Source organism: Polymorphobacter sp. (genome assembly GCF_051860865.1).
GTDB lineage: Bacteria > Pseudomonadota > Alphaproteobacteria > Sphingomonadales > Sphingomonadaceae > Sandarakinorhabdus.
The window spans coordinates 33,425-45,567 of the sequence record NZ_JBIMKZ010000016.1 but is presented as its reverse complement, the minus strand read 5'-3'; the positions used below and the strand labels follow the sequence as shown (position 1 = coordinate 45,567).

Genomic DNA, 12,143 nt, shown 5'->3' with positions numbered 1-12,143 from the left:
AACGTCTGCCGTCGCATTGCGAAGGCCAAATTATCGGGGTCTGGGGCCTGCGGCCCCAGCCGCCGGAGGCACTTTCTCACCCGCCGGAGGCCAGCTTCTTGGGAATGCCGCTCCCGCCTAGATGATGTCGACCGGAACAACCGAGGCCAGCACCTTGTCGACCTTGCGTCCGTCCATGTCGACGATCTCGAACTGCCAGCCGTCATGGACAAACAGTTCGCCGGTGTCGGGCAGGTGCCGGAGCTGGGCGAGGACGAAGCCGGCCACCGTTTCATAGTCCCGGTCCTCGTCGAGGCTGACACCCAGCCGCTCGGCCATCTCGTCGGCTGGCAGAGCGCCGGACAGCAGCAGGCTGCCATCGGCCCGCTCGACGACGGGCGGCCCGTCATCGGAATCGACATCCGACAGGAACGCCCCGGCGATCGCCGCCAGCAGGTCGGCCGGGGTGACGATGCCTTCGAAATGGCCATATTCGTCATGCACCAGCGCCATCGGGATCACGGCGCCGCGCAGGCTCTCCATCGCATCGACGGCATCGATGACATCGGGCAGCACCGGCGCCGCCCGCGCCAGCGCCACCAGGTCGAGCGGCAGCCCCTCGATCAGCGCCTGCACCACGTCGCGCGACTGGACGACGCCGATGATGTCGTCGATCGTGCCGCGCGCCACCGGCAGCCGCGTATGGGGCGTGCGCGCCAGATGGGCGCGGATCGCCGCCTCGCCTGAATCGGCATCGATCCAGTCGACATCGCCGCGCGGGGTCATCACGCCGCGCACGCGGCGGTCGGCCAGCCGCATGATGCCGGCGATCATCTGCCGCTCGCCGGCCTCGATGACGCCCGCCGTCTCCGCCTCGGCCACCAGCGAGCGCAGCTCGGCCTCGGTGACGCGGTTCTCGTCGCCGTCCGCCGGCCCGAACAGTTTCAGCACCAGCGCCGTCGAATTCTCCAGCGCCCACACTGCCGGGGTGGCGGCCAGCGCCAGGAAGGTCATCACCGGCGCCACCAGCGAGGCGATCCGCTCCGGCCCGCGCAGCGCGAACTGCTTGGGCACCAGCTCGCCGATGATCAGCGACAGATAGGTGATCGTCACCACCACCACGCCGAGCCCGATCTCGTCGGCCAGTCGTGGCGCCAGCCCGAACCAGGCGGCGAACCGCTCGCCCACCGGCTGCGCCAGCGCCGCCCCCGAGTAAGCGCCGTTGATGATACCCACCAGCGTGATGCCGATCTGCACGGCGGACAGGAAGCGCCCCGGGGCCTCGGCCAGCGCCAGTGCCGCAGCGGCGCTGCGGCTGCCGCCATCGGCCATGGCTTTCAGACGGGGCTTGCGGGCGGAGACGATCGCCAGTTCCGACATGGCAAAGAAGCCGTTCAACAACACCAGCGCCACGATGATGGCGGTGTCGAACCAGGGGAAGGGCTGCATCGGCTCCGGAAAGATGATCGAGCCGTCAAGAGCCCGCCCCGTTTCCATATGCGAGAATCAGGACTCTGCGAAGAGCCTCGTTCACGCACCACTCACATGCCATTAGTATAGCGGATGTTCGACCTCAGGGGAGAAGACTGAATGTACCGTTCCAAATTCATGATCGCCGGCACCGTGCTGGCTTCGCTGGCCGTGGCCGGCTGCGTCACCGATCCTGACACCGGCGAACGCCGCGTCAGCCGCACCGCCGGCACCGCCGCGGCCGGCGCCGGCGCCGGTGCGCTGCTCGGCGCCCTGCTCGGCGGCCGCAACAACCGCGCCGAAGTGCTGATCGGTACCGGCATCGGCGCCGTCGCCGGTGCCGCCGTCGGCGGCTATATGGACAGGCAGGAGCGCGAGCTGCGCCAGCGCACCGCCAATTCCGGCATCGAGATCGAGCGGCAGGGCGACGAGATCAACCTGCGGATGCCGTCCGGCCTGACCTTCGACTTCAACTCGTCGACCGTAAAGCCGCAGTTCCGCCCGGCGCTCGACCAGGTGGCGCAGACGCTCAACGCCTACCCTTCCACCTTCATCGATGTTTCGGGCCATACCGACGCCATCGGCACCGACGCGGTCAACCAGCGCCTGTCCGAGCAGCGCGCCAACGCCGTCGCCGATTATCTGAGCTATCAGGGCATCAACCGCGCCCGCGTCGCCACCCGCGGCTATGGCAAGCAGTTCCCGATCGCCTCCAACGACACCGAGGACGGCCGCGGCCAGAACCGCCGCGTCGAGATCAAGCTCTCGCCGGTGACCGAGCAGGATTACCAGGGCGTGCGGCCGGGTCGTCCGGGGTAAGCAACTGGGCCTCCGGCGGCCGGGGGCCCCTACCCCCTCAGCACCCCGCCAACCTTCGCCACCGCCGCGATGATCCGCGCCGACACCGCCTCGATGTCGGCGTCGGTCAGCGTCTTGTCGCCCGGCTGCAGCGTCACCTCGACGGCGAGGCTCAGCTTGCCCTCGGGCACACCGGCGCCGTCGAAGCGGTCGAACAGCCGCACGCCGGCGATCAGCGCCTTGTCGGCACCGGCGACGGCGCGGACCAGGCTGTCGGCCGGCAGCGTGGCGTCGACGAGGAAGGCGAAATCCCGGCTCAGCGGCAGCAACGCCGGCGGCGCATAGGGTGCAGTCTTGCGGCCCTTCATAGGCGGCAACGCGTCCAGATACAGCTCGACGGCGGCGACCGGGCCCTTGACGTCGAAGCCGGCGACGGTGGCCGGGTGCAGCAGGCCGAAGTCGGCGAGCACGGCCTTGCCGAGCGTCAGGCGGCCGGCGCGGCCGGGGTGCCACCAGCGGTCGGCGGGCGCGGCAACAGCCAGCCGGTCGACCGGCACGCCGAGCGCGGCCAGCGCTGCGAGCGCCTCGGCCTTGGCGTCATGGGCCTCGAAGCGGGTGGCGGCGCCGTGCCGCCAGTCGCGCGGCCGGGCCTCGCCGGCGAGCAGCAGCGCGGCGCTGGGGTGCTCGCCGCTGGCCAGATAGCGCTGGCCGAGCTCGAACAGCCGCACCGAGGCCTGGCCCCGATCGAAGTTGCGCGCTGCCGCCGCCAGCAGGCCGGGCAGCAGCGACGGGCGCATATGGGCGAGGTCGGCGGAGATCGGGTTGGACAATATGTGCGCCGCGCCGCCGAAGGCCTCGGCCTGGGCCGGGGGCAGGAAGCTCCAGGTGATCGCCTCATCGGCCCCGCGCGCGGCGAGCACGCGGCGCAGGCGGCGGGCCTGTTTCTGGGCCGGGGTGGCGGTCGGGCGGGCGACGCCCTCGGCCCGCGGCAGCGCCACGGCCTTGACCGCATCGAGCCCGAACAGCCGGACGACTTCCTCGACGATGTCAGCCTCACCTTCCTCACTTTCGGTGGCGCCGATCTGGCCGATATCGCGCCGCCAGCTGGGTACGGTGACGGTCCAGACGTCGGCAGCGCGGCTGACGCCGAAGCCGAGGCGGGTGAGGATGTCGGCCTGGATGTCCTCGTCGATGGCGATGCCGGCCAGCGCCGCGACGCGGGCCGGATGGTAGCGGACATGGCGCGGCGCCAGCGGCAGGCTGCCGGCGGTGACCACCTCGGAAGGCTCGCCGCCGCAGATCTCCAGCACCAGCCACGTCGCCAGTTCGAGGCCGGGGGCGACGAAGCCGGGGTCGACGCCGCGCTCGAAGCGGGCGCGGGCATCGGAGGTGATGCCGAGCGCGCGGCCGGTCGCGCCGATCCGCTCGGGGGCGAAAAAGGCCGCTTCGATCAGCACATAGGTGGTGGCGGGCGAGACGCCGCTCTCCATGCCGCCCATGATGCCGCCGATGTCGTGGACGGCGCGGGCATCGGCGATGACGGTCATCGTCTCGTCGAGCGTGTAATGCTTGCCGTTGAGCGCCTCGATGGTCTCGCCGGCACGCGCCCGGCGCGCCACCAGCCCGCCCGAAAGCGTCGCCACGTCATAGACATGGAGCGGCCGGCCGAAGGCCATGGTCATGTAGTTGGTGATGTCGACCAGCGCCGAGATCGGCCGCAGCCCGACCGAGACCAGCCAGCGCTGCATCCACTCCGGCGACGCGCCGTTGGCGACGCCGCGCACGACACGGCCGAGGAAGGCTGGGCAGCCGGCGCTGTCCTCGGTGGCGATGTCGACCGGGCAGGGGAAGCGGCCCGGCACCGGGCTGGTGTCGGGCTCGACCAGCCGGCCGAGGCCGAGCGCGGCGAGGTCGCGGGCGATCCCGTGGACGCCCATGCAGTCCTGGCGGTTGGGGGTAATCGCCACATCGATGACCGGATCGGCGAGCCCGGCCCAGTCCGCATAGGCGGTGCCGACCGGCGCATCGGCCGGCAGCTCGATGATGCCCTCATGCGCATCCGACAGTTCGAGCTCGCGCGCCGAGCACATCATCCCGGACGATTCGACGCCGCGGATGCTGGCGACCTTGAGGGTGATCCCGGCCCCCGGCACAAAGGCACCCGGCGGGCCAAACACGCCCTTGAGGCCGGCACGGGCATTGGGGGCGCCGCAGACGACCTGTACCGGGCCCCCGTTCCCCATCATCGGGCCGGCATCGACGCTCAGCACCTGCAGCTTGTCGGCCTGGGGGTGCGGCGCGGCGCTGAGCACCTCGGCGATGACGAACGGCGCGAGCGCGACCGAGGCATCCTCGACGCCCTCGACCTCGAGCCCGAGCCGGGTCAGCCCGTCGGTGATCGCGGCGAGATCGGCATCGGTCTCCAGATGCGCCTTGAGCCATGACAGCGGGAACTTCATGCCCCGATACCCCCGGAAATCGTCGGCATGTCGAAGGCCGAGAAGCCGTGGTGCTTGAGCCAGCGCAGGTCGCCGTCGAAAAAGGCGCGCAGGTCGGTCAGGCCATATTTGAGCATTGCCAGCCGGTCGACGCCGGTGCCGAAGGCGAAGCCCTGCCATTGCTGCGGATCGAGCCCGCAGGCGGCGATGACGCGCGGATGCACCATGCCGGCGCCGAGCACCTCGAGCCATTTGTCGGCCTCACCGGGCGCGGCCGGGCGGCCGGTCTTCGACGAATAGCCGACATCGACCTCGACCGACGGCTCGGTGAACGGGAAATAGCTGGGCCGGAAGCGCAGCACCACGTCATCGACCTCGAAGAACGCCTTGATGAAGGTCTCCAGCGTCCAGCGGAGCTGCGCCATCGTCGTCGTCCGGTCGATGACAAGCCCCTCGATCTGGTGGAACATCGGCGTGTGGGTGGCGTCCGAATCGGAACGATAGACGCGGCCCGGCGCGATGATGCGGATCGGCGGCTGCTGCGCCATCATCGTGCGGATCTGCACCGGCGAGGTATGGGTGCGCAGCACACGGCGGCGGCCCTCGGTGTCGAGGCCGTCGACATAGAAGGTGTCGTGCATGGCGCGCGCCGGATGATGCTCGGGGATGTTGAGCGCGGTGAAGTTATGCCAGTCGTCCTCGATCTCGGGGCCGGTGGCGACGGCGAAGCCGAGGTCGGCGAAGATCTCGGCCAGCTCGTCCATCACCTGGCTGATCGGATGGATGCTGCCAACCGGGGCCGGCGTCACCGGCAGCGTCATGTCCTGGCGCTCGGCGGCCAGCTTCGCGTCGAGCGCGGCGGCGTCCAGCACCGCTTTGCGCGCCGCCAGGGCTGCCGACACCGCCTCGCGCAGGCCGTTGAAGCGCGGGCCGGAGACGCTGCGCTCCTCAGGACTGAGGCCGCCCAGCGTCTTCAGCAACGCGGTAACGGCGCCGGCCTTGCCGAGCGCGGCGACACGCACCGCCTCCAGCGCCTCGGGGGTGTCGGCGGCGGCGATCCGGGCGAGCAGATCGGACTGGAGGCTGTCGGTATCGGTCATCATCGGGCCTATATCGGAACGCAAAGGGCGCGACACCCTAAAGTGCCGCGCCCTTGTGCTCGTTGCTCTGCGCTAGAAGTTACGCAGCAACCGGCTTCGCGTCGAGCGCTGCCTGCACCTGGGCGATGATCGCCCGGAAGCTGTCCGGCTCGTGCATGGCGATATCGGCGAGAACCTTGCGGTCCAGCCCGATGCCGGCGAGGTTGAGGCCATGGATGAAGACGCCGTAGGTCAGGCCCTGCTCGCGCACGGCGGCGTTGATGCGCTGGATCCAGATCGCCCGGAACGAGCGCTTCTTCACCTTGCGATCGCGATAGGCGTACTGGCCGGCCTTCTCCACCGCCTGTTTGGCGATGCGGATCGTGTTCTTGCGCCGGCCATAATAGCCTTTGGCGGCGGCGAGAACGCGCTTGTGGCGGGCGTGGGCGGTGACGCCCCTCTTTACACGTGCCATCTCTCAGGCCTCCTTACTTAAGGCCGTAGGGGGCCCAGAGCACGATACGCGGCGTATCGGCTTCGGACAGCACGGATGTGCCACGGTTCTGGCGGATGTACTTGGCATTGTGGCTGATCAGCCGGTGGCGCTTGCCAGCGACGCCATGCTTCACCTTGCCGGTGGCGGTGAACTTGAAGCGCTTCTTCACACCGCTCTTGGTCTTGAGCTTGGGCATTTCGGTCTCCTGAAACCGCATCATTGAACGCACACGGCAGCCCATTCAGCCGGCCCGTTCGGTCATGCGAAGGCGCGCTCTTATACGAGGCCTTGCCGATACGCAACTGTTGCCGGCTTAAGGGCCTAGGCGCGCCCGGCCTCGGCGGACAGCCGGCCGATGCTGATTCCCAGCCCGGCAAAACCTGCCGGCCAGCGCTCGTCGAGCGCGGTCTCGAACAGGATGCGGTCCTCGCCCGGCGCGGCCTGCCAGCCATGGCGGGTCATCTCGTCATCGAGCTGGCCTGCTCCCCAGCCGGTATAGCCGAGCGCCGCCAGCCAGTGGCGCGGCCCCTTGCCGATGGCAATGTCCTTCAGCACGTCGAGCGTCGAGGTCAGGCCCCAGCCTTGCTGGCCATTGCTGACGGCAATCGTCCCCTGCCCCTGATATTCGCCGCTGTGCAGCACGAAGCCGCGCTGCGGGTCGACCGGCCCGCCCTCCATCACCGGACGCTCGGGGGTGACGCCGGGATCGATATCCAGCTGGCGCATCAGCTCAGGCACGGTCATGCCGTCCATCACCTTGTTGCAGACCAGCCCGAGCGCGCCGTCCTCGTCATGCAGGCAGATGGCGATCACCGCGCGCTCGAAACGGGGATCGCCGATCCCGGGCATCGACAGCAGCAACTGGCCGGACAAAAAGGGAGTTTGCAACACCGGCCCAGCATAACAGCAACTGTGACCCGATAAACCCCATGCCATCCGTAAAGCCCCCCTGCGGCATTGCGTAACCGCGTGTCGCTGGACGGTTGCGGCCCGGGCGGCTATCGAAAAGCGGCGCAATGCTGACTCCTCTTCCAAGCCATGAAGGACCTGCCATGACCATCAAGACCGGCGACAAGCTTCCCGATGCCACGCTGACCATCGCCACTGCCGATGGCCGCGAGCAGAAGACAACTGCCGAGCTGTTCGGCGGCCGCACGGTGGCGCTGTTCTCGGTGCCCGGCGCCTTCACCCCGACCTGCTCGGCCAAGCATCTGCCCGGCTTCGTCACCCATGCCGACAAGCTGAAGGCCGCCGGTGTCGACGAGATCGTCTGCATGTCGGTCAATGATGCGTTCGTGATGGCGGCCTGGGCGAAGTCGGCCAGCGCCGACGGCAAGATCACCATGGTCGCCGACGGCAACGCCGATTTCACCAAGGCGCTCGGCCTTGAAATGGACGCCACCAAGTTCGGCATGGGCATCCGCGGCCAGCGCTTCAGCTTCATCGCCAAGGACGGCGTTGTCACCCATCTCTTCGTCGAAGAGCCGGGCGCCTTTGCCGTGTCGAGCGCCGAGCATATGCTCGGCCAGCTCGGCTGAGCCGAAAAGTCCCCCCCGCACCATGGCCCTCAACCGCAGAAGTCTGCTCGTCGCCTCCGGCGTCGGCGCCGGGCTTCTGCTCGGCTGGGCGGCATGGCCGCGGCGGCACCCGATCACCTGGGCGGCCGGGCCGGACGAGCAGCTGATCAACGCCTGGGTCAAGCTCGGCCTCGATGGCCGGGTGGTGGTGGCCGTGCCCCAGGCCGAGATGGGCCAGGGCGTCTGGTCCGGCCTCGCCCAGATCCTGGCCGATGAACTGGGCGCCGACTGGCGGACGGTTTCGGTCGAGCCGGCGCCGCTGGGGGCGGCCTATGTCAATGCCTTCCTCGCCTCCGAGCCGCTCGGCAGCCTGCCCGAGATGGTGCGCGGCGTCGCCGGCTGGACGACGCGCCGCGTGGTCGAATATTTCGAGGTCCAGCTGACCGGCGGCAGCAGCTCGGTGCGCGGCTTCGAGGCGCCGCTGCGCGCCGCCGGTGCCACCGCCCGCGAAATGCTGTGCAAGGCCGCCGCAGCGCGGCTGAGCGTCGACTGGCAGGATTGCGATACCGCCAACGGTTTCGTCATCCACAAGGCCAACCGGCTGTCCTTCGCCGATCTCGCCGCCGAGGCCGCCCGCATCGATCCGCCGTCCGAGGCGACGCTGCGGCCGACGCCGGCCACCGCCAATCGGCTCAGCGGCCAGCCGGTGCTGCGCCTCGACGTGCCGTCGAAGGTCAATGGCACGGCCCGCTTCGGCGCCGATGTGCGGCTGCCGGGCATGGCCTATGCCGCCATCGCCCAGGGGCCGCTCGGCGCACGCCGCACCGGGCTGGACAAGAGCCGGCTGCCCGCCGGCTGCACGCTGGTCGAGCAACCGGATTTCGTCGCCGTCGTCGCCGATGGCTGGTGGCAGGCCAAGACCGGGCTGGAGGCACTGGAGATCAACTATCAGGCCGCCGCCACGCCGGCGGGGCCGTGGATCGACACCGCGCTGGCCAATGCCATCGACCGGCCCGGCGCGCTGGAACGCAAGCAGGTCCGCAGCGACGACGATGCGGCCGGGCTGATCGAGGCGCCGCCTGCCGGCACGATCAGCGCCGATTATGCCCTGCCCTTTCTTGCCCATGCCTGCATGGAGACGATGACCGCGACGGCGCGGATCGAGGACGGCCGTTGCGAGATCTGGGCGCCAACCCAGTCGATCACGCTGGCCAACTGGGCGGCGGCGCGGGCGCTCGACCTGCCGGACGAGGATGTGACCGTCTATCCGACGCTGCTCGGCGGCGGCTTCGGCCGCAAGATCGAGAATGACGCGATCAGCCAGGTGGCCCGCATCGCCCGCGCCGCCGGCCGGCCGGTCCAGCTGATCTGGAGCCGCGAGGAAGATTTCGCCCATGACAAGTTCCGCCCGGCCGCCCATGGCCGGCTGGCGGCGCGGCTGGAGGGCACCGGCACCAACACCCGCATCGCCGCGCTGGCCGTGCGCATCGCCGCGCCGGACCTCGGCGCGTCGGTGACCGGCCGCAACCTGCCGGCCATCGCCAGCAAGCCCAAGGCCGGCGCCGGGGCGTTCGAGGGTATGGTGCGCCTGCCCTATGCGCTGCCGTCGCTGGCGCTCGAGCATGTGCTGGTCGAGACGCCGGTGCCGATCGGCTTCTGGCGCTCGGTCGGCAACAGCTACACGGCGTTCATGATGGAGAGCTTCATCGACGAGCTGGCCCTGTCGGCGGACGTCGACCCGCTGGCTTTCCGCCTGCTGCATCTGGCCGAGCAGCCGCGCCACAGCGCCGTGCTCCGCGCCGTCAGCACGATGAGCGGCGGGCTGGGTCCCATCGGCAACGGCGATGGCAGCATCACCGGAACCGGGCTGGCGCTGTGGGAGAGCTTCGGCAGCATCGTTGCGGTCATCGCCGAGGTACTGGTCCGCACCGGCGAGGTGCCGCGCGTCATCCGGCTGAACATCGCCGCCGATTGCGGCCGGCTGATCAACCCGGATTCGGTGCGCGCCCAGATCGAGGGCGGGGCGCTCTATGGGCTGTCGGCGGCGCTCAGCGGCCGCATCAGCTTTGCCGAGGGCGAGGCGGAGCAGCGCAATTTCGATTCGGCGCCGATCCTCGATCTGGCGAGTTCGCCGACGATCGAGATCACGCTGATCGAGTCCGACGAGGCACCCGGCGGGGCCGGCGAAGTCGCCACGCCCCCCGTCGCCCCGGCGATCGCCAATGCGCTGGCCTCGGCCCGCGTGCCGCGCCGCCGCACGCTGCCGCTCGGCGATGTCATCACAAGGAAGGCGGCATGAACACCGCCCCACCCCCGCTGGTCACCGCGCCGGCGGCCACGGCCGTGGACACCGCCAAGGCGCTGCCCGCGCCAGCACTGTCGGCGCCCGCGCTGCCCGCCGCCCATCCGCCGGTCCGCGCCGGCCGCGTCGGCGTGCTGCTGGTCAATCTCGGTTCGCCCGATTCGACCGATGTCGCCGATGTCCGGCGCTTTCTTGGCGAGTTCCTCTCCGATCCGCGCGTCATCGAGATTCCGCAGTTCCTCTGGAAGCCGATCCTCAACCTGCTGATCCTCAACATCCGGCCGCGCACTACCGCGCAGAATTATGCCAAGGTGTGGACGCCCGAAGGCTCGCCGATCACCGCCATCACCCGGCGCCAGTCGGAGGCGCTGCAGGGCCGGTTCGGGCCGCGCGTCACCGTCGACTGGGCGATGCGCTATGGCAGCCGCAACATCCCGGAGCGGCTGAAGGTGCTGATGGACGCCGGCTGCGACCGTATCCTCGTCGCGCCGCTCTATCCGCAATATTCGGCCGCCACCAATGCCAGCGTCGTCGATGCCGCCAATGCCGCGCTGGCGAGCTGGCGCTGGCAGCCGGCGCTGCGGACGCTGCCGCCCTATTATGACAATGCCGATCATATCGAGGCGCTGGCGACAAGCATCCGCGAGGGGCTGGCCGGGCTCGACTTCACGCCGGACCTGATTCTCACCAGCTTCCACGGCATGCCGCAGCGGACGCTGGACGAGGGCGACCCCTATCATTGCCAGTGCCGCAAGACCGGGCGGCTGCTGGCCGATGCGCTGGACATGCCGGTGCGCGTCACCTTCCAGTCGCGCTTCGGCCGCGCCGAATGGCTGAAGCCCTATACCGACGCCACGCTCGAGGCACTGCCGGAGGAAGGCGTCCGCAAGATCGCCGTCGTCTGTCCGGGTTTTGCCGCCGACTGCCTGGAAACGCTGGAGGAAGTGGCGATGGAAGGCCGCGAAACCTTCCTCGCCCATGGCGGCAGCGATTTCGCCTATCTGCCCTGCCTCAACACCAGCCCGCCCGGCGTCGAAATGCTTGAACGCCTTATCTCCCGGGAGCTTGCCGGCTGGGTGTAAGCACGTCTACAACCTTCCTTATTGGTGGAGGGAAGATAAATATGACGCGCGTTGCAATCGTTACCGGGGGAACACGTGGGATCGGCGAGGCGATCAGCCTCGCGCTGCATCAGCAGGGGGTCAAGGTCGCGGCCAATTATGGCGGCGATGACAGCAAGGCCGAGGCCTTTACCGCACGCACCGGGATTCCGGCGTATAAATGGGATGTCGGCGATCACCAGGCCTGTCTCGACGGCGTGGCGAAGGTTGAGGCCGATCTCGGGCCGGTCGATATCGTCGTCAACAATGCCGGCATCACCCGGGACGGGACGCTGATGAAGATGAGCTATGCCCAATGGGACGAGGTCATCCGCGTCAATCTCGGCGGCTGCTTCAACATGGCCAAGGCCACCTTCACCGGCATGAAGGACCGAAAGTTCGGCCGCATCGTCAACATCGGCTCGATCAACGGCCAGGCCGGCCAATATGGCCAGGTCAATTATGCCGCGGCGAAATCGGGCATCCATGGCTTCACCAAGGCACTGGCGCAGGAAGGCGCGCGCTTCGGCATCACCGTCAACGCCATCGCGCCGGGCTATATCGATACCGACATGGTCGCCGCGGTGCCGGCCGATGTGCTCGAGAAGATCGTCGCCAAGATCCCCACCGGTCGCCTCGGCCAGGCGCAGGAAATCGCCCGCGGCGTCGCCTTCCTCTGTGCCGACGATGCCGGCTTCGTCACGGGCAGCACGCTCAGCATCAACGGCGGCCAGCACATGTATTGATGGAGAAGCACTCGCTCACCATCGCCGGCCATGCCACCTCGCTCAGCCTCGAACCGATCTTCTGGCAGGCGCTGCACGAGGCCGCCGACGAAATGGGCAGGCCGCTGGCAGCGCTGGTCGCCGAGATCGACGCAAAACGCACCGCCAGCCGCAGCGGCGACAACCTCAGCTCGGCGATCCGCGTCTGGTTGTTCGCCCGCGCGCGGCAGGGCTGAGCG

12 protein-coding genes are annotated in these 12,143 nt (G+C 69.3%); 6 read left to right on the top strand and 6 right to left on the bottom strand.

Annotated elements, in window-relative coordinates; genetic code table 11:
* Window positions 1–117: 117 nt before the first annotated feature.
* Window positions 118–1,476 carry a hemolysin family protein gene (locus ACTIFJ_RS04865; RefSeq protein WP_439532966.1) on the bottom strand — a complete coding sequence of 453 codons (1,359 nt, stop codon included), beginning with the start codon at window positions 1,474–1,476 and terminating at the stop codon, window positions 118–120.
* 93 nt (window positions 1,477–1,569) lie between these two features.
* Between ACTIFJ_RS04865 and ACTIFJ_RS04860 the strand changes: the two genes are divergently transcribed.
* A complete protein-coding gene (locus ACTIFJ_RS04860; RefSeq protein WP_439532965.1) occupies window positions 1,570–2,268 on the top strand; it encodes an OmpA family protein in 699 nt (232 codons plus the stop codon).
* 29 nt (window positions 2,269–2,297) lie between these two features.
* Here the strand turns inward: ACTIFJ_RS04860 and pheT are convergent, their stop codons facing one another.
* The 5 genes from pheT to ACTIFJ_RS04835 form a co-directional block, all read right to left on the bottom strand.
* Window positions 2,298–4,706 (bottom strand): phenylalanine--tRNA ligase subunit beta, encoded by a 2,409-nt coding sequence (gene pheT, locus ACTIFJ_RS04855; protein ID WP_439532964.1) that lies wholly within the window; start codon window positions 4,704–4,706, stop codon window positions 2,298–2,300.
* Window positions 4,703–5,785: a phenylalanine--tRNA ligase subunit alpha gene (gene pheS / locus ACTIFJ_RS04850; protein WP_439532963.1), complete on the bottom strand. Its 1,083-nt coding sequence runs from the start codon at window positions 5,783–5,785 to the stop codon at window positions 4,703–4,705. The genes pheT and pheS overlap by 4 nt, the downstream gene beginning before the upstream one ends.
* A 79-nt stretch (window positions 5,786–5,864) precedes the next feature.
* Window positions 5,865–6,239, bottom strand: coding sequence for a 50S ribosomal protein L20 (gene rplT, locus ACTIFJ_RS04845; protein WP_439532962.1), 375 nt, complete (start codon window positions 6,237–6,239; stop codon window positions 5,865–5,867).
* Between the two features lie 13 nt (window positions 6,240–6,252).
* A complete protein-coding gene (gene rpmI / locus ACTIFJ_RS04840; RefSeq protein ID WP_439532961.1) occupies window positions 6,253–6,456 on the bottom strand; it encodes a 50S ribosomal protein L35 in 204 nt (67 codons plus the stop codon).
* A gap of 125 nt (window positions 6,457–6,581) precedes the next feature.
* Window positions 6,582–7,109 (bottom strand): YqgE/AlgH family protein, encoded by a 528-nt coding sequence (locus ACTIFJ_RS04835; protein ID WP_439532960.1) that lies wholly within the window; start codon window positions 7,107–7,109, stop codon window positions 6,582–6,584.
* A gap of 203 nt (window positions 7,110–7,312) precedes the next feature.
* Between ACTIFJ_RS04835 and ACTIFJ_RS04830 the strand changes: the two genes are divergently transcribed.
* The 5 genes from ACTIFJ_RS04830 to ACTIFJ_RS04810 are packed head-to-tail and all read left to right on the top strand — an operon-like array spanning window position 7,313 to window position 12,140.
* Window positions 7,313–7,798, top strand: coding sequence for a peroxiredoxin (locus ACTIFJ_RS04830; protein WP_439532959.1), 486 nt, complete (start codon window positions 7,313–7,315; stop codon window positions 7,796–7,798).
* Between the two features lie 22 nt (window positions 7,799–7,820).
* The gene (locus tag ACTIFJ_RS04825) at window positions 7,821–10,076 is read left to right on the top strand and encodes a molybdopterin cofactor-binding domain-containing protein (RefSeq protein WP_439532958.1); all 2,256 of its coding nucleotides are present in this window, start codon (window positions 7,821–7,823) and stop codon (window positions 10,074–10,076) included.
* Entirely contained in the window at window positions 10,073–11,161 is a 1,089-nt protein-coding gene (gene hemH, locus ACTIFJ_RS04820; RefSeq protein ID WP_439532957.1) for a ferrochelatase, read from the top strand. The genes ACTIFJ_RS04825 and hemH overlap by 4 nt, the downstream gene beginning before the upstream one ends.
* 41 nt (window positions 11,162–11,202) lie before the next feature.
* Window positions 11,203–11,925, top strand: a complete 723-nt coding sequence (gene phbB / locus ACTIFJ_RS04815) for an acetoacetyl-CoA reductase (RefSeq protein ID WP_439532956.1) — start codon at window positions 11,203–11,205, stop codon at window positions 11,923–11,925.
* Entirely contained in the window at window positions 11,925–12,140 is a 216-nt protein-coding gene (locus ACTIFJ_RS04810) for a ribbon-helix-helix domain-containing protein (protein WP_439532955.1), read from the top strand. The genes phbB and ACTIFJ_RS04810 overlap by 1 nt, the downstream gene beginning before the upstream one ends.
* The last annotated feature ends 3 nt before the right edge of the window (window positions 12,141–12,143 follow it).